Origin of the sequence: Nitrospirillum amazonense (assembly GCF_029594735.1) — a bacterium.
Classification (GTDB): Bacteria; Pseudomonadota; Alphaproteobacteria; order Azospirillales; family Azospirillaceae; genus Nitrospirillum; species Nitrospirillum amazonense.
The window spans coordinates 1,368,408-1,385,492 of sequence record NZ_JARPAF010000001.1; the positions used below are offsets into that span (position 1 = coordinate 1,368,408).

Genomic DNA, 17,085 nt, shown 5'->3' on the forward strand with positions numbered 1-17,085 from the left:
TCTACTTCAACCCTGGGTCGGACGCTGCAGGACATGGAAGCGGCCGTGGCCGTGAAGGACTATGATACGGCCATAGCCTTGGGTTGGCTGGCGTTGGCCGAGCCTGAGACCCGGCTGGCCGCACTTCGAGGGTTGGTGCATGCCACTTTGGCGGCCGGCCGCCTGGAAGAAGCCGCCCATTACGCCGCCCGTTTGGTTCAGGGCGGAAAAATTGCGCTTGATGTCATCCTCGAAGGGGTCGTCGCCCTGAGCAGAGGCGAGCTTCGGCACGCCGCCGGTTGCTTCACCCGCGCCTTGGAGATGGACGGTACCCAACCCTTTGCGGCGGTCGGTTTGTTCCAGGCGCTGTCGGGATCCCGTGAAGACTTGGCGGTCGCCCTGGATCGCCTCGTCCCCGCGCTTTCTTGGAATGCCGAGGCCGACGATACCTGTCTTGCCGCCTTGCGGGGCTTGGTGGCAGGGGGCGCCGTGCCTGCGGTGGTCTACACTCGCGCGGGCCGGATCGAGGGCATCGCGGCGGCGCCCGGGGGACAGGCCGAACTTATATGGAAAGGCCTGACAGTGGATCGGGCTGCCCCGACTCCCGATCGGCGGGATCCCCGCTTGTGCCTTTTCAGCTTCACCGTGCCGTCGGAATTGGCGGGGAATGCCCAGGTCCAGGTCACCGTCAATGGCACGCTGGTGCCGGGCATGCCCCTGGCGGCTGCCATGACCCGTCCACCCCGCCTCATGGCGCGCTTCACCCGCGCACCCGTTTGCGCGATGCCGGGTTCCATTCCGCCGGGTGACCCCGAGTGGTCAGTGCTGGCCTGGGACGCCGCCCACCCGGCGCGTCCGGTCACCCTTGACCTGGTGGACCGGGACGGGCAGATGCGCCGGCTGGTATTCCGGCCGGAGCAAGGGGGCGCTCGGCCGGCGGAGCCACAGACGGTGTCGGCGGGGCTGGGCGTGCGGCCACTTTTCCCCGCCACCGGCGAACCCGCCTATTGGCAGGCCGGTGTGCTCCGTGTGGAAGACGCGGTCCGGCCTCGGGTGCCTCTATCAGGCCTGAGGCGGCCGGTGGACATCATCGTCCCCGTTTATGGCGACGCTGCCGTGACGCGGGCCTGTTTGGTGGCCCTGCGTGAGAGTATGGCGGGGGTGCAGATTGGACCACCGGTCGAAGTCATCCTGATCGCCGATGCTCCAGCGGACACGGCCGTGACGGCGCTGGTGGAGGAGGTGGCGACCGAGGGCTGGGCGACGGTATTACGCAATCCCGGCAACCTGGGCTTTGTGCGCACGGCCAACCGGGGCATGGCATTGCACCCGGACCGTGACGTGGTCCTGCTGAACGCGGATGCCATGGTTCACGGGGATTGGCTGGCTCGTCTGGTCGCCGCGGCTTACAAGGACGCCGCAATAGGCACGGTGACCCCACTGTCCAACGATGCCACCATCCTCAGTTATCCCGATCCCGAGGGTACTCAGCTGGCTGAGATCTCTGTGCCTTTCCTCGACGGGCTGGCCGCCGCGGCGTTGCCGGGCAAGGTCGCGGACGTGCCAACGGGCGTCGGCTTTTGCTTTTATATCCGTCGCGACTGCCTGGACGACGTCGGTTATTTCGACGCCGAAACGTTCGGCCTGGGCTATGGCGAGGAAAACGATTTCTGCTGGCGGGCCCGGGCGCGGGGTTGGCGTAACGTCGCGGCGCTGGATACCCTGGTCGGCCATGTCGGCGGTTCCTCCTTCGGTGCGGAAAAGGCGGATCGCATCGCCACGGCTCTGGCACTGCTGGACCAGCGGCATCCTGACTATCAGCCCGCTGTTCACGCCTTCATCGCCGCCGATCCGCTGCTGCCGGCCCGGCGGGCATTGGACGTGGCCTGGGCGCGCACCTTGGGCCCTCAGACCTGCCTGCTGCTCTGTCCCGTCCTTGGCGGCGGCACGGATCGTTTCGTCGATAGCCAGGCCGCATTGTTGAGGGCGCAGGGTGTCGGCGTGGTGGTGTTGCGGCCCGAGGGATGGGGAGACGAGGCCGGGGAGACGCCACGCGTCCGGTTGGAGATCGCGGCCGCACCGCAACTCCGGTCCCTGGTGTACGAAGGCTTGGCGGCCTTGCCGGACTTGCTGCGTGATTTGCAGGCCCTGGGCGTGGGCCGCATGGTGGTTCACCACGTCAAAGGCGTGCCAGCCGTTCTGCTGGCCATGCTGGCCGGTCGATGGTCCTATGACGTACATATCCATGATTACGTCTGGTACTGCCCGCGCATCAATCTGGTGGATGGCAGTGACCGCTATTGCGGCGAGCCGGCAGTGGCGGTGTGCGAGGCGTGCGTGGGTGACAATGGCCATTTCCTGCGGTCTGGGGATATGGCGGGCGACCGGCCGGTCGCGACCTGGCGCCGGTCCATGGCGGCCTTGCTGGCCGGAGCCCAACGGGTGATCTGTCCCACGCAGGATACGGCACGCCGTATGGCGGCGCAGTTCCCCCGGAACAGCATCCGCCTGGCGGTGGAACCCCACCCCGATCGGGAGATTCCGGCGGTGGAGCCAACGCCGGCCCGGCCGTCGATGGTGCGCGTGGCCATCGTCGGCGCCATCGGTGATGCCAAGGGATACGGCGTCCTGCTGGCGTGCGCCCAGGATGCCCAGGCACGGGCCCTGCCTCTGGAATTCCTGCTGGTCGGCTACTCCCGCGATAACGCGCCGTTGCTGGGTACCGGGCGCGTGCGCGTCACCGGCGCCTACACCGAGGATGAGGGCGTGGATCTTGTCCGGGCTTATCAGGCGCATCTGGGCTTCCTTCCCTCCGTCTGGCCGGAAACCTGGTCCTACACCCTGACGGAAATGCTGGCCGCCGGCTTGGCCGTCGCCGCCTTCGACCTGGGTGCTCAGGCGGAACGCCTGCGGATGCACGGCCGAGGCATGTTGCTGCCGTTGGGCATGACGGCGCCCCGCATCAATGATGCCTTGTTGGAATTGGCGCGCCGCCAGGGGATAGTACCGTCCGTCGATGCCGTGCCGGCGTCGGCGTGAGTTTGGGATTAAGTGGGCATGACCTTGGACACCCCGGTTTCACGCACCGTCCTGCATGTCGGATGCGGCGTCCACAAGCCGGAGAAACTGCACAGCCTGTTTCATAGCGGCGAATGGCGTGAGGTTCGGCTGGACATCGATCCGGCGGTCCGGCCTGACATCGTCGCGTCCATCACCGACCTGTCCATGGTGGCGGATGGCAGCGTGGACGCCATCTGGTCCTCCCACAATGTCGAACATCTGCACGCCCATCAGGTACCGGTGGCCTTGACTGAATTTCGCCGGGTGCTGAAGCCCGATGGCTTTGCCCTCATTACCTTGCCGGATCTGCAGGCGGTCGCCGCCCTGGTGGTTGAGGACAAGCTGGATGACGCCGTCTACGTGTCAGCCGCCGGCCCCATTGCGCCCCTGGACATGCTGTTCGGGTTGCGCAGCGCCATCGCGAACGGCAACGAATATATGGCGCACCGTACCGGCTTCACCGCCCAAACCCTGGGCAAGGCCTTGTTGGCCGCCGGCTTCGCCGCCGTGAAGGTGACCAAGGACAAGCCCAGCTTCAACCTGTGGGCCATCGCCTACGTCACGCCGCCGGCGGGGGCTGCCAAGCCATCATGAAGCTGCTGTTCATCCATCAGAATTTTCCCGGTCAATATCGCCATCTGGCGCCGGCGATGGCGGCGGCGGGGCATGAAGTGGTCTGCATGGGCGAGGACGGGAATGTGGTGGTGCAGAGCCCGCCACCCGGCATGGTTATCGTTCGCTATCCCCGGCCGGCAGGCGCCAGCCGCGGCAGTCATCATTATGTGGCCGGGTTCGAGGCGGCGGTCCGGCGGGGCCAGGCGGTGCTGCGGGCCTGCATGGAACTGGGCCGGCAAGGCTTCATTCCAGACCTCATCTGCGCCCATCCCGGTTGGGGCGAATCACTGTTCCTGAAGGACATCTATCCCCAAGCCAAGCTGCTGGCTTACTTGGAGTTTTTTTACAACGCGCGCGGTCAGGACGCGGGCTTCGACCCGGAATTTCCCGGCACGCTGGACGACACCTTCCGCATCCGCATCAAGAACAGCGTGCTGCTGCACGGGCTGCAGACCATGGACTGGGGTGTCGCACCCACCCGCTGGCAGGCGCAGCGCTTCCCGGCTGACGTCCAGCACCGCATTTCCACCGTGCACGATGGGGTTGACACCCGCCTGGTTCGTCCGGATGCGGCGGCGACCCTGACAGTCACGCCCGAGGGCGCTTCCACCCCTTTGACCTTGCGGCCGGGCGACGAGGTGGTGACGTTCGTGAACCGCAATCTGGAACCCTACCGCGGCTTCCATACCTTCATGCGCGCCTTGCCCGAATTGTTGCGCCGCCGCCCCAACGCCCAGGTGGTGATCCTGGGTGGGGATGAGGTCAGCTACGGCTCGCGGCCCACCAATCACCCGCACTATCGCGCCCAATACCTGGCGGAGGTGGGCGCGAACCTCGATCTGTCGCGCGTCCATTTCCTGGGCAAGGTCCCTTACGCCACGTTCCTGTCGGTGCTGCACGTCTCAGCCGTGCATGTCTACCTCAGCTATCCCTTCGTGCTGTCCTGGTCTCTGATGGAGGCCATGGCCGCCGGGTGCCTGGTGGTGGCGTCGGATACGGCGCCGGTGCGCGAGGTGGTCCGCCACGGCCAGAATGGCCTGCTGGTGGACTTCTTCTCGCCCGGCCAACTGGCGGAGACCGTGGCGGCGGCCCTGGAAAACCCCCAGCGGCTGGAACGCCTGCGCCGCCGGGCGCGGGAGACTATCCTGGCCCGCTACGACCTGGAGACGATCTGCTTGCCGACGCAAATGCGCCTGATCGAGGATCTGGCGGCCAGCCGCATCCCACTGCGGCGTCCGCCGGGTTCGAAACCGCTTCCCACCCCCGGGACGTAAGGAAGCGCTTCCCGCGGTGCCGATCGACAGGTTCCTGTCAGGAAATGCGTGGAAACTGGACTGGCCCGTCCCATATTGGAAACGGGCCTGCCGCCCGTCCCGGTCGGCTGATGCGGTTTCCCCGCCGGTCCTGGAGTTGAATGCTATGCCTGCCGTCCATTCATCCAAGCTCTTGGGTAAAGCCGTTGGCAAATCCGGGGTGTCCGCCCTGTTGCTGGTGGCCTGCCTCACCGCCATGGGCGGTGGCGCCTGGGCGCAGACTGGGACGGTGAGCACGCCGGCAAACGCCATCGACGAGGGCCCGGCGCGCCCGCCGGTGCTGGACGGTCCCGGCGTCGCGACGGCCGATGGCCGGGATGATGGCGTGGTTGCCGCCCGCCCCCCGGAGGATGATGGCTGGAAGTCCAAGGACACCAGCTGCCGGGCCGGTGGCAGTGTCACCATGGGCATCGGCTTCGGCGGCGGCATGATCGAACGCGGCGCGGGCGCCACCTTGAATTATGGCCAGGACGGCAATCCGCTGCGCCCCTGCGAGGACACGGGCATCGGCTTCTCGCTATCGGTGTCGCAGGGCAATGTCACTGGCCATCCCCGCAATGGGGGCTGGGGCGTTGGCCCCTGGGGTGGGATTGGCGGCCCATTGGGGCCGGGGCTGGTCGATGGCGCGGACGGTGCTTATCCCTATTATGGATCGGCTTACCCTTATGGCGGCACCTATGCCGCCCCATACGCCTATGGCCGCTGGCTGGATCGTGGCAGCCTGGACAGCTGGTTTCCCAGCCGTATCCATCCCTGACCGTGCTGGCCCTGACGGTGCCGGCGCCTCAGCCCCTGGTGCCATACAGCGTGTCCAGCCGGTCGATCAGGACCTTCACCGACAAGGGCTTGATGAAAAAGGCATCGGCGCCGCCGGCGCGGGCCGTGGCCTCGTCCACATTGGCGCTATAGCCGGTGCACAGCACGCAGATCAGACCGGGGTTCCTTCCCTTGGCGGCGTGGATCAGGCTCAGGCCCGTCATGCCCGGCATGGTCTGGTCCGTGATCAGTGCGTTGTAGCCTCTGGACTGATCGGCCAGCAGGGCCAGTGCCGCCTGCGGCTCACCGCAGACGGTGACGTCGTGCCCCCGCCGGGTCAGGCCCTCGCGCAGCAGTTCGCCCATGGCCTCGGTGTCGTCCACCACCAGCACCCGCAGCCGGGCCGGAGCCGGGTTGAGGGGTGAGGCCGTGGCCGCACTGCCAGAGGACCCCGCGGCTGCCCGGCCCGCGGTTATGCTGGGGCCCGACAGGCTGGGAAGGGTGATGCGGATGACGGTGCCGGCCCCGAGCTTGCTCGCGACCGCGAGGCCGCCGCCATGGGCCTTGACGATGCTGTGCACATTGGCCAAGCCCAGGCCGGTGCCTTTGTCCTGGCCCTTGGTGGTGAAAAAGGGTTCGAACATGCGGGAAAGGTGGTCGGGCGCCAAGCCGGTTCCCTGGTCGGTCACCTCCAGCACCACATGCGGGGCGTCCACCGGTGCCGGCAGGATGTCCGCCACCGCCCAGTCGTCGGGGAAGGTGAAGGGCAAAGGGCCCCGGTTCAGGCGGATGGTGATATCGCCCGTCTCACCCCGGCGGGCGTCGTGGGCGTTGATGACCAGGTTCATCAACACCTGCATCATCTGCGTCTGGTTGGCGCGCACGGGCGGCAGGCCTTCCTCAGTCATGCACGTCAGGCGGGTTGTGGCCGGCACGGTGGATCGCAGCACCACCTGCGCGTCGTCCACGATGGCGCGGGCGGGCACCACCTCCTGGACGCCGGCGTCGGTGCGGGCGAAGCCCAGGATCTGGCGGACCAGTTCCTTGGCGCTGGCGCCTACCGCCAGGATGCGGTCGGCATAGCCGCGCGCCGGGCTGTCCGCCGGCAGGTCGGCCACCAGGAATCCGGCATAGCCCAGGATGGCACCCAGCAGATTGTTGAAGTCGTGTGCCACGCCGCCTGCCAAGCGGCCCACCGTTTCCAACTTGTCCTGCTGCAGGATCTGGCGTTGCAGGATCTGGCGCTCCCGTTCCACCCGGTCACGTTCCGATACGTCTCGGGCCACGACCAGGATGTCGCCGCCGGGGTCGTTGCTGGCGGTGAACTCCACGGCCTCGATGCGATGGCCGGTCAAGGTTGTCCAGTTGTCAACCTGGCCCGTCCACACGCCGGCATGGGCCAGGCTAGCGGCGATGTGCTGGCGCAGTCCTGCCAGCGAGGCGGCCGTCTCGGGCGTGACGAATTGGGAAATGCGCCTGCCCAGCAGGGTCTCGCGGTCGGTGACGCCCACCAAGGTCAGCGCCTGGCTGTTGGCGTACAGCACCGTGTAGTCGCGGCTCATCATGTAGATGGCGTCATGAGCCACCTCGATGCAGGCGGCCACCCGCTGCAGGTCGCGGCGCAGATGGTCCCGTTCCACCAGGGTCCGGCGGAAATCCTCCAACCCGCGCGCTAGGTCGCCAATGACATCGGGGCAGTTCTGATCCAGCAGGGGGTGGTCGTACTCGCCCCGTTTCAGACAATCCACCCCCGCCTGCAGACGCTTCAGCGGCCTGGCCACGATTAGGCGGACGGCCAGGACCATCAGGCCGCTCAGCAACAGGGCGCACAGCAGCCCGGCCATCAGGATGGCGGTGCGGATGCCGGCGAAGGGTCGCGCCAGCCGGTCCAGGGGCACGTCCATGATCAGCAGGCGTCGGCCCTCACCCGGGAACAAGTCCACCGGCCAGGTAAAGCGGCGCAGCCGGGACCCGTCGGGCAGGCGGCGTTCCAGGCTATAGGGCTGGGCCTGGTTGACGAACACCCGTTCCCCTGGCGTGAACTGATAGTCGGGGCCGTCGCCGAAGGTGGCGGCAGTGCCCAGCCGGGCCGGGTCCGGGTGATAGCCCCAGACACCGGAGGTGTTGATGATGGCGATGGGCGCGCCGAACGGGTGGTGCCCCTCATAAACGTGGGCGCGCTGCCGCTGGTCCAGGTCCACGCCGGCCACGCCGATGAGGCGGTCGCCCACCATGGCCGGGAAGGCGTGGGAAACCAGGGCGGTGGGCACGCCCTGTATGGGGAAGATATGGACCGGCAGGATGGCCAGGCGGTGGCTGCGCTGGGCGCGGGTGTAATAGTCCTGGGCGTCGAAGTCCGGCGGCGGGGACTGCAGGCGCACGGCACCTTCCTGGCTGGTGGCATACAGGGCGTAGCGGCCGGTGCCCGCCATTCCCACCAGGGAATCCCGCAGGGCCAGCGCCGCGGCGTCGGGGCCCAGGGCGTCGGGCTCGGCAAAGAACCAGATTCCCACGGCCTCGGGATGCAAGGCCGCCGCCTGGCGCAGGTATTCGGTGATCTGCCGCCGGTCTGCCAGCGTGGGGGCGACCCCTTCCCGCTCCCGCGTGGCGGCCAGGGCGGAGACCAGGCGGGCGGCGCCTTCGGCCAGGGTCATCTCTTCCTGGATGCCGGCGCTGATGGCCAGCGCCTCGCGCTGGGCGGTGTCGCGGCCGTAGTCGTTGATGAAACGCTCCACCACCCGCTGGCTCAGATGCAGGGTGACCAGGATCATCCCCCCCAGCATGACGCCAGCGGCCGGCAGGATCGCCAGCAGCAGCCGCACGGGAAGGGAGAAGCGGATCATCCGCGGGTCCATGATTGGCGCCCGGGCCGGGCTCGGGGCGGGCGGGCGCGGCGGGGGTGGCCTGGTTGGCACAAGCGCCCGAAAAGCGTAGCGCAATCAACGTGGATTTGCGCCTTACCAAGAAGGTCAGGGTTGGGGCGTCACCGCCCGCTCGGCAGCGCTTCCCACGGCCAGGTCTCCCCCCGCCATTTCCGCCGCCAGGCCATCAGGCACACCCAGATCAATGAGGGGGCTGGTCAGGACAGGCCGCGTCGCGCGACGGCGCAGCAGGGCCGCCGGCAGGGATATGGCATTCGGCACCCGCAGCGCCGGCTCTGCCTCATCCGTCGCCTCTTCGGTTTGGCGCAGGCGGGTGTTCAGCGCCAGGACGAACACAGGGACCAGCCACACCAGCCGGTTCTGATAGCGGTCGTGCGGGTTGGACAGCGCGCCGCAGATCAGGGCGTTGCCGGCCAGCGCCGCCCATAGGAACAGCAGGGCGCCCAGGGCCATGCCGTCGCGACGCCTTACCGCTTGGGGGACCAGGACGGCCAGGGCAGCCAGCGCCAGATAGGCCAGGGGAACGGTCAAGTAGTTGGACAGGTCCGCCATGCCGGGGGTCGGCCCCTCGCTCTGCTGGTCGGCCTTCAGGTAGGCGGGCTCAAGGGGAGCCAGCCACTGGTGCATCGCCTCGCGGGTGCTGCGGTGGAACTCGTCCAGGCCGTCGCCCGTCTGCACGCGGAAGAACTGTTCCATTCCCGCCTGCAACGACGACAGGGCCAGGGCCAGGGGATAGGCCCGCATCACCGCCATGTTGATACGCGCGGCTTCGGGCTCCATGCCTTCCCAGCCGCCCAGGGCGACTAGGGGGGAATCCTCCGCCCACAGGAACTCATCTGCCGTGGTGGGCAGGCGTTGGCGATAGGCACACAGGGTGTAGGCGTGCGGGTCGTCGGCGCATCGTTCGTCCAGCAGGCGGCGCACCTGGCCCTGCTGCAGCAGACTGCCGAACAGGAACAGCGGCCCGCCGGGGGTCAGCCTGGTCTCGCCGGTGACGGCGCCATTCAGCAGGGGCAGGGTCACCATGCTGCCCGCCACCAGGGCCGCCGCCGGCAGCAGGCGCAGGGCCCGCCAGGATCGCGGGCGGCCCAGGACGCCAACGGCCTTCATCAGCGCCAGCACCGCCACCAGGCCGGCGCCCAGGGCCATGCCTGACATGTGCGACAGCAGGCCGATCAGGCCCACGGCGGCCGCGCCCAGGCGCGTCCCCCAGGGCAACCGATCCCAGCGGAAGGCCAGCAACCACAGCGTCGCCACCACCAGGGGGATGGCGATGTCCGGCATCAGCTGGGCCGTGTACCAGGCCATGCCGGTGCCCAGCGCCAGCACCGCCACCAGGCCCAGGGCCCCGAACCCATTGCCTTTGCCGCCCGGCAGTCCGTCGCCGGGCGCCAGGCCGGCGCACAGCAGGCGCAACAGCCACAGGGTCAGCAGGCTCTGCGCCACCACCGGCCCCCACAGCGTGCGCCAGTTCAGCGACGTCGCCTGCAGGAACAGGCCGTAGGCCAGCGACCGCCCCTCCACCAATTCACGCTCGGCCGCAGCCTCGATGTAGCCGCCGGTGTCGAAGAAGACGATGGGGAAGCCGTTCAGCAGTGCCGGCCACAGCATCAGGACCAGGGCGGCGAGGATGGCCAGCAGCGGAAGCAGGAAGCGCCGGGCCAGGCAGGTGCGCACAAGCCCGCCCAGCCGCGCACCAAGGTGGCGGACAGTAGACGACCCAGGCATGGCGGATGGGTCCCCCAAAACCAAAACTTCCCCAAAATTCTTATACTTAGCGTGTTAGTAGCACTGGCGTCGGCCCCCGCTGTCAAGGGCAAAGGGTGGGGATGGTTGCAGATGTGCGGCCAAGGTGGTTTTCCTGCCACGGGGGTGGCCCACCGTGCTGTGCCGCTACAGCCCCAGGTCGGGCCCGCCGCCGATCCAGGCGGGGTTGGCCGGGCAGGGGGCCGTGGGCCGCTCGGCGAATTCCGCCGCCAAGGCGTCGATGAAGCCGCGCACCGCCGGTACCAGGCCCCGGCGCGAGGGGAACACCGCGTGCACCACGCCCGCCGGCAGGGTCCAGCCGGGCAACAGCGCCTCCAGCACGCCCTGAGCCAGATAGTTGTCGATGATGAAGTGGGGCAACTGGGCGATGGCAACCCCGGTCAGCGCCGCATCGCGCAACAGGGCCATGTCCTCGGTGATCAGGCGGGGCTGATGCGGCACGGTGCGCAGGATGCCGTCGGGACCATAGAGGCGCCAGACGTAGTCGCCGCCCGTGCGCGGCATGTCGGCGGCGGGCAGGGCCGACAGCTCCTCCGGTGTAGCGGGCCGGCCGTGGCGGTCCAGGAAGTCTGGGCTGGCCACCAGGGCCGAGCCGTGGCTTTCCAGCACCTTGACGATCAGGTCGCTGTCCTCAAGCGGCGGCATGCGCACGCGGATGGCCAGGTCGTAGCCCTCCTCGATGACGTCGACGCGGCGGTTGCTGGCCTCCAGCCGGATGGTCACGCGGGGATGTTGCGCCATGTAGCGGGTGACGACCGCCCCCACGCGGGTGGGCACCAGGGCGGTGGGGCAGCTGACGCGCACGGTGCCCTGCGGCTCCGCCCGGGTGCGGTCCACCACCTCTTGTGCCGCTTCCGCCTCGGCGATCATGGCCAGGCAGTGGGCATGGTAGGTGCGGCCCACGTCGGTGACGGCGAAGCGGCGGGTGGAACGCTGCAGCAGGCGCACGCCCAACTGGTCCTCCAGCATCGAGACGCGGCGGCTGAGCGTGGACTTGGGCACGCCCAGCGCCCGCTCTGCCGCGGCGAAGCCGCCATGCTCCACCACCTGGGCGAAGTAGTAGAGATCGTTCAGGTCGCGCATGGTGAGGCCCCGATCGCCGTCCGGTTGCCGGGGACGGCCATTGTTCCAATCATGGAACATAGAGTGTGAAATCTGGCCCCTGATGGCAAGAGCGTTCCAGTGGCAATCTCAAGGGGTCTTCGGCGGCCGGGCCTCACCGGCGCCCATCCCAGAATTGAGAGTACGGATCATGAAGCTCCTGCATATCGACTCCAGCCCCCTGGCCCAGGCCTCCGTCTCCCGTCAGCTGACCGCCGCCGTGGTCCAGGCGTGGCAGCAGGCCAACCCGTCGGGCGAGGTGGTGTACCGTGACGTCGCCGCCGTGGCCCCCGCCCACCTGGACGCCGAGCTGCTGGCGGTCGCTAAGTTTGGTGCCGACCAGAACCTGACCCCCGCGCAACAGGCCGAGCGCGCGCTGGTCGATACTTTGGTGGACGAGCTGCTGTCGGCCGATGTCGTGGTCATCGGCGCGCCCATGTACAACTTCTCCATCCCCAGCCAGCTGAAATCCTACCTGGACCGCCTGGCCCAGGCCGGGCGCACCTTCCGCTACACCGAGGCCGGTCCCCAGGGCCTGGCCGGCGGCCGCAAGGTCATCGTCGTTTCCTCCCGCGGCGGCAAGTACGCCGGCACCCCGTATGAGGCGGCGCTGGACCATCAGGAAGCCTATCTGAAGGCCTTCCTGGGCTTCCTGGGCATGACCGATGTCACCATCGTCCGCGCCGAGGGCGTCGCCATGGGCCCGGATGCCAAGGCCGGCGCGCTGACCGCCGCCAACACCCAGATCGGTGACCTGTTCGTGGCCCAGGCCGCCTGATACCTTCGGTCCCTGAACAAAATTCCCCCGTTGGCGGTTGGAAGCCGGCGTCCCTGACCGTCAGGGGCGCCGGTTTTCTTTTGGCCGGCGCTGTATGCTGAGCGCCGGCCGTCGTGGAAACAAGGGAAGGGAGCCATGGACCACCCTGTCGACTCATTCACCGCCAGCCCACACTGGGACCTGCAACGCTTCGTCGATGCCCAGAACCCGCAGTTGGACACGGTGATCCAGGAGCTGACCACCGGGCACAAGCGCAGCCATTGGATGTGGTACTTCTTTCCCCAGATCGCGGGGCTGGGCCAAAGTGCGACGTCGCAACATTACGCCCTGGCTTCGCTGGGGGAGGCACGGGCTTACCTGGAGCACACCATCCTGGGCGGGCGCCTGCGCCAACTGACCGGCCTGGTCAACGAGCTGCCCGGCCATGACGCCCGGGCGGTGTTCGGTCCCGTGGACGCGCTGAAGTTCCGCTCCAGCATGACCCTGTTCCATCTGGCGGCCGGCGACTGCGACAGCCTGTTCCAGGATGCGCTGGACAAGTATTTTGACGGCCAACCCGATCATCGAACGCTGCAGCTGGCCGGTGCTGTCGATAAAATGCCTGCATAAGTAGTGGTGTATGGATCTATGCGCGTTTATCGGGCAGTTTATCCCGAAAGGGATACGCTGACGGGGGAACGTGCATGTCCATTATCGCGAAGCCGGGCCGGCGGGCGTCGGCCTTGGGGGGCTTGGCCCTTACGGCCCTGGCCGCCGGCCCCGCGCCGGCGGGGGAACTGGTCCAGCCGGCGCCCATGCCAGTGGTGGCCGGTGTGTCGCAACTGATGGCCTTCCCGCAGATCTTCACCCTGCCCAACGGCGACGGCGCGCCGCTGAAGGTGCAGGCCAACGCCTTCGTCAGCTTCGGCGACCGCAAGGGGGCGGAGGTGAAGGCGGCGGTGACCGCGCGCAAGCAAGTCATGGGCGCCGCCCTGCCGACGGGTGAACTGCTGGCCGGCCCCACCATTCGCGCCCATCCCGGCGACACGCTGGACATCCTGTTCACCAACGGCCTGCCGTTCGACGCGGACGAGGGCGACGGCACCATGTTCAACGCCGTGCCCCATGGCTTCGACGTGCTGAATCTGCACACCCACGGCCTGCACGTCAGCCCGCAGAAGGACGGCGACAACGTTCTGCTGGCCCTTTATCCGGCCGACACGCCGGCCGATGTCATGGCCATGTGCGTGCGGGACGCGAACGGCGACGCCAGCCTGTGCCAGAAGGGCGACTACCACTACCGCATCAAGATTCCGGAGCAGCATCCGGCCGGCACCTATTGGTACCACCCGCACAAGCACGGGGCGGTGGCCCTGCAGCTGGCCAGCGGCATGAGCGGCGCGCTGATCATCCAGGATGAGAAGAACGGCATCGACAGCCTGCCCGCGGTGCGGGGGGCGGCGGAAAAGGTGATGCTGCTGCAGAGCATCGAATCCGCGCCCAACCTGACCAGCCCGCAACGGGTGACGTGCAAGAGCGTCTATTCCTTCGCCCGCTGCACCTATGTCGACGGCCAGCCGGCGCCCGAGCCGGCGCAGAACGTCAACCAGAAACTGTCCGTCAACGGCCAGCTGAACCCCACCGTCACCATGACGACGAATGAGGTGCAGCTGTGGCGGGTGGTGAACACCACGGTGGGCACGGTGGTGCCCATGTGCCTGGTGCCCCAAACCGGCGTGGACGCGGCGACGGCGCCCGCCGCCTATGTCCTGGCGGCCGACGGCGTACCGGTGCAGCGTCCCCTGTCGCCGGGGGAAGAGGATTTGCCGCTGCGCCTGACGGCGCCGGTGGCCAAGCCGGACGGCAAGGGGGTGGTCAACAATGAGCTGCTGTTCCTGGCGCCCGGCCAGCGCCTGGACCTGATGGTCAAGGCCCCGGCCAAGCCCGGCCGGTACCTGCTGGTCCAGCCCGCCCCCGGCACGGTGGTGAAGCGGCAGCAATCCTCGCAGGATCCCCTGGCGCGCCAGCCCGGCATCGGCGATCTGTGCAAGCCTGGCGTTGTCCCCGACGCCCAGCTGGTGATGACGGTGAACGTGGTGGCGGCGGCATCCGGGCCCACGGCGACCGCCCTGCCTACCCAGTCCCAGCTGAACCGGCTGTACGCCCCCACCACCCTGGTGGACGCGGCCGACCGGCCGGCCTCTCCCACCCAGGGGGTGGTGTTCGGCTTCACCAGCGGCACCTACGCGGAATCGGCCGGTGGCGCCTCGGTGGTCAACGGCCGCCCCTTCAATGCCGAGGGCGGGCCGCAGCGCATCCTGACCCTGGGCCAGACGAACCTGTGGGGGGTGATGAGCGCCGCCGACACCCACATGTTCCACATCCACACCAATTCCTTCCAGGTGATGAAGCGGGGCACGGTCGACTATGCGTTCCCCATCTGGCGCGACACGGTGCTGATCAATTGCGCCCGGGCGGTGGGGGGGACGAACTGCACCTTCCCGGGCGGGTTGACCAACGTCGACGCCAACACCGGCTTCAATTACGGCGAGGTGGTGCAGTTCCTCAGCCAGGCGCTGGACTACACCGGCGCCATCGTCATGCACTGCCACAACACCAGCCACGAGGACAACGGCATGATGGAACTGGTGGAGATGGTGGAACCGGGCAAGGCGCCCACCATCACCCCGCATGCCCATCACCACGAAGGGGCAGGGCATCACTAAGCCGAAGGAGGCCGCCGGCTTTTACGCTTACTTCATCTCCCACACGTCGTTGGCCCGGTTGGTGTCGGGCAGGGCGTGGGTGGGGTCGATGGTGACGCGGGTGATGGCGGGGCCGCCGTCCAGCCGCACGGTGGTCTCGGCCCGGCCGCGCCAGGTCTCCACCGGAATGCGGAGGCTGCGCTGGCTGCCGTCGGCGTAGTCCACCTGCAGGGTGGCCGGCAGGACCAGGCGGTCCAGGGCCGCCAGGGTGACCAGGGCGCCCTTGTCTGGCCCGCCCTCGGCATAGGCGACCTTGCGCACGGCGAAATCGACCGCCCAGTTGTTGAAGTACCAGCCGCGCCAGAACCAGGTCAGGTCCTCGCCCGCCCCGGATTCCATGGCGCGGAAGAAGTCGGACGGTGACGGATGCTTGTAGGCCCAGGCGCGGATATAGCGGCGCAGGGCGGCGTCGAACCGCTCCGGCCCCAGGATCTGCTCGCGCAGCAGCACCAGGCCCAGCGCCGGTTTGAAATAGCTGACGGGGTGGCGGTACTTCTCCGACATGCCGTCGGGGGCGTTGACGATGTTGGGGGCGTCGGCGTCGGCCAGCAGGGGCAGGATCTCGTCTGCGGGGTTGCCGCCGCCGGGCGCATATTCCCCGTCGCGCTTGGGGGCGTATTCACCGTGGTTGAAGGCGTCCTGGGCATAGATGTCGATGAAGGTGTTGGACCCCTCATCCATCCAGGCGTCGCGCCGCTCGTTCGAGCCCACGATCATGGGGAACCATGTGTGGCCGATCTCATGCGCCGTGATCCAGTACAGGTTCTTGCCCTGGTCCTTATACCCGTCGAACACCATGCCCGGATATTCCATGCCGGCGCCGTGGCCGCCCAGGTTCACGGCGACAGGCCAGGGATAGGGGAACCACTGGCTGGAGAAATGCTCGATGGAAGCCTTCAGGTACTCCGTCGACCGGTTCCACTTGTCCGGCCCCACGCCCTCCACCGGGTAAACCGACATGGCCAGGGCGTGCTTGCCCTCCGGCAGGTTCACGCGCGCGGCGTCCCAGACGAAGGCGGCGGAGGCGGCGAACACCACGTCGCGGGTGTTCCGCATGCGGAAATGCCAGGTCATCTCGCCATTGGTGCGCGGGCGGCCTCGGGGGTCCGTCACCTCATCCGGCGTGCGGATCATGACCGTGGCGTCGCTGGCGCGGGCCTGGTCCAGGCGCTTCACTTGCGTGGGCGTCAGCACCTCCGCCCCGTTCACCAACTCGCCCGAACCCGCCACCAGCATGGTGGCCGGCACGGTGACGGTGTAGTCGAAGTCGCCGTACTCCAGATAAAACTCCGACCCCAGATAGGGCAGGGTGTCCCAGCCGCGCAGGTCGTCGTAAACCGCCATGCGCGGATACCATTGGGCGATCTCATAGATCTCGCCGTTCTGCGTCGGCGTGTGGGCGGTGCGCCCGCCCCAGGTACCGGGAATGGTGTAGGCGTAGTCGATGTGCAGCGCCAGCTTGCCGCCCTTGGCGGCCAGCGGCTTGGGCAGGTCGATCCACAGGCGGGTGTCGTCGATATGGAAAGGCAGGGCCACCGCCTTGCCGTCCCCCATATCGACCGCGACCGCCTTGATGGTCATGCCGTCGGTGTTGCCCCGGCTGGGCCGCCCGCCACCCGCCACGGCCGCGCGCGCGTCCTTGCGATAGATGTTCTGGTCCAGCTGCAGCCACAGCCGGTCCAGCGCGTCCGGGCTGTTGTTGGTGTAGCGGATGACGCCGCTGCCGCTCAGCGCGGGAGCATCAGGGTTGCTCAGGTCCAGGCGGGCGTGCAGCTCATAATCCGCCCGGTTCTGCCAATAGGCCGGGCCCGGCAGGCCGCTGCCCGACCGGTACTGGTTCACCGCCTGCGGCAGGGTCAGGGGCGCGAACGCCTCGAATGGGCGGTAGGCGGTGGTCAGCGGCGGTTCGGTGTCGGCGGGTTTTTCCAGCTGCTGGGTGATCCGGGTTGACGTCTGTTGCGTATCCACGTGCTGAGCGGTTTGGCTGCGGCCTGTTCCCGTCGTCGTCAAAGTCAACGTGGACACGATGAACATGGTACGGCGGAACCAGGACATGGCCATGGAGAAAGCAACCTCTGGCTATCGTTTCA

The 17,085-nt window shown here is 68.1% G+C and carries 12 protein-coding genes; 7 read left to right on the forward strand and 5 right to left on the reverse strand.

Going from position 1 to position 17,085, the window contains the following annotated elements; all coding sequences use genetic code 11:
- Positions 1–6: 6 nt before the first annotated feature.
- A complete protein-coding gene (locus P5F91_RS05500; RefSeq protein ID WP_277906737.1) occupies positions 7–270 on the reverse strand; it encodes a hypothetical protein in 264 nt (87 codons plus the stop codon).
- A 333-nt stretch (positions 271–603) separates the two neighbouring features.
- Between P5F91_RS05500 and P5F91_RS05505 the strand changes: the two genes are divergently transcribed.
- The 4 genes from P5F91_RS05505 to P5F91_RS05520 all read left to right on the forward strand — a co-directional run bounded on the left by P5F91_RS05505 (position 604) and on the right by P5F91_RS05520 (position 5,724).
- On the forward strand, positions 604–3,018 hold the full coding sequence (locus P5F91_RS05505; protein ID WP_277906738.1) for a glycosyltransferase: 2,415 nt from the start codon (positions 604–606) through the stop codon (positions 3,016–3,018).
- Between the two features lie 18 nt (positions 3,019–3,036).
- Entirely contained in the window at positions 3,037–3,633 is a 597-nt protein-coding gene (locus P5F91_RS05510; RefSeq protein WP_145612983.1) for a class I SAM-dependent methyltransferase, read from the forward strand.
- On the forward strand, positions 3,630–4,928 hold the full coding sequence (locus P5F91_RS05515) for a glycosyltransferase family 4 protein (protein ID WP_145612984.1): 1,299 nt from the start codon (positions 3,630–3,632) through the stop codon (positions 4,926–4,928). Before P5F91_RS05510 ends, P5F91_RS05515 begins: the two co-directional genes overlap by 4 nt.
- Before the next feature lie 199 nt (positions 4,929–5,127).
- The gene (locus P5F91_RS05520) at positions 5,128–5,724 is read left to right on the forward strand and encodes a hypothetical protein (RefSeq protein WP_277906739.1); all 597 of its coding nucleotides are present in this window, start codon (positions 5,128–5,130) and stop codon (positions 5,722–5,724) included.
- Between the two features lie 28 nt (positions 5,725–5,752).
- Here P5F91_RS05520 and P5F91_RS05525 read toward each other — a convergent pair whose 3' ends face one another.
- The 3 genes from P5F91_RS05525 to P5F91_RS05535 all read right to left on the reverse strand — a co-directional run bounded on the left by P5F91_RS05525 (position 5,753) and on the right by P5F91_RS05535 (position 11,455).
- Complete coding sequence (locus tag P5F91_RS05525) at positions 5,753–8,578, reverse strand: ATP-binding protein (protein WP_277906740.1); 2,826 nt, start codon at positions 8,576–8,578, stop codon at positions 5,753–5,755.
- Between the two features lie 114 nt (positions 8,579–8,692).
- On the reverse strand, positions 8,693–10,333 hold the full coding sequence (locus tag P5F91_RS05530; RefSeq protein WP_277906741.1) for a hypothetical protein: 1,641 nt from the start codon (positions 10,331–10,333) through the stop codon (positions 8,693–8,695).
- Between the two features lie 165 nt (positions 10,334–10,498).
- Complete coding sequence (locus P5F91_RS05535; protein ID WP_145612988.1) at positions 10,499–11,455, reverse strand: LysR substrate-binding domain-containing protein; 957 nt, start codon at positions 11,453–11,455, stop codon at positions 10,499–10,501.
- 169 nt (positions 11,456–11,624) lie between these two features.
- Here P5F91_RS05535 and P5F91_RS05540 point away from each other — a divergent pair, with 169 nt between their 5' ends.
- From P5F91_RS05540 to P5F91_RS05550, 3 genes are all read left to right on the forward strand, one after another.
- Entirely contained in the window at positions 11,625–12,251 is a 627-nt protein-coding gene (locus P5F91_RS05540; protein ID WP_145612989.1) for an FMN-dependent NADH-azoreductase, read from the forward strand.
- 135 nt (positions 12,252–12,386) lie between these two features.
- The gene (locus P5F91_RS05545; protein WP_145612990.1) at positions 12,387–12,860 is read left to right on the forward strand and encodes a DUF1810 domain-containing protein; all 474 of its coding nucleotides are present in this window, start codon (positions 12,387–12,389) and stop codon (positions 12,858–12,860) included.
- A 74-nt stretch (positions 12,861–12,934) separates the two neighbouring features.
- A complete protein-coding gene (locus P5F91_RS05550) occupies positions 12,935–14,956 on the forward strand; it encodes a multicopper oxidase family protein (RefSeq protein ID WP_277906742.1) in 2,022 nt (673 codons plus the stop codon).
- Positions 14,957–14,983: 27 nt separating this feature from the next.
- Here P5F91_RS05550 and P5F91_RS05555 read toward each other — a convergent pair whose 3' ends face one another.
- Complete coding sequence (locus tag P5F91_RS05555; RefSeq protein WP_145612992.1) at positions 14,984–17,056, reverse strand: M1 family metallopeptidase; 2,073 nt, start codon at positions 17,054–17,056, stop codon at positions 14,984–14,986.
- Between the last annotated feature and the right edge of the window lie 29 nt (positions 17,057–17,085).

Bases quoted from the DNA above. Each gene is read 5' to 3' on its own strand.
- P5F91_RS05510 (WP_145612983.1), top strand. From the start codon at position 3,037: ATGACCTTGGACACCCCGGTTTCACGCACCGTCCTGCATGTCGGATGC.
- P5F91_RS05515 (WP_145612984.1), top strand. From the start codon at position 3,630: ATGAAGCTGCTGTTCATCCATCAGAATTTTCCCGGTCAATATCGCCAT.
- P5F91_RS05525 (WP_277906740.1), bottom strand. From the start codon at position 8,578: ATGGACCCGCGGATGATCCGCTTCTCCCTTCCCGTGCGGCTGCTGCTG.
- P5F91_RS05530 (WP_277906741.1), bottom strand. From the start codon at position 10,333: ATGCCTGGGTCGTCTACTGTCCGCCACCTTGGTGCGCGGCTGGGCGGG.
- P5F91_RS05535 (WP_145612988.1), bottom strand. From the start codon at position 11,455: ATGCGCGACCTGAACGATCTCTACTACTTCGCCCAGGTGGTGGAGCAT.
- P5F91_RS05540 (WP_145612989.1), top strand. From the start codon at position 11,625: ATGAAGCTCCTGCATATCGACTCCAGCCCCCTGGCCCAGGCCTCCGTC.
- P5F91_RS05545 (WP_145612990.1), top strand. From the start codon at position 12,387: ATGGACCACCCTGTCGACTCATTCACCGCCAGCCCACACTGGGACCTG.
- P5F91_RS05550 (WP_277906742.1), top strand. From the start codon at position 12,935: ATGTCCATTATCGCGAAGCCGGGCCGGCGGGCGTCGGCCTTGGGGGGC.
- P5F91_RS05555 (WP_145612992.1), bottom strand. From the start codon at position 17,056: ATGGCCATGTCCTGGTTCCGCCGTACCATGTTCATCGTGTCCACGTTG.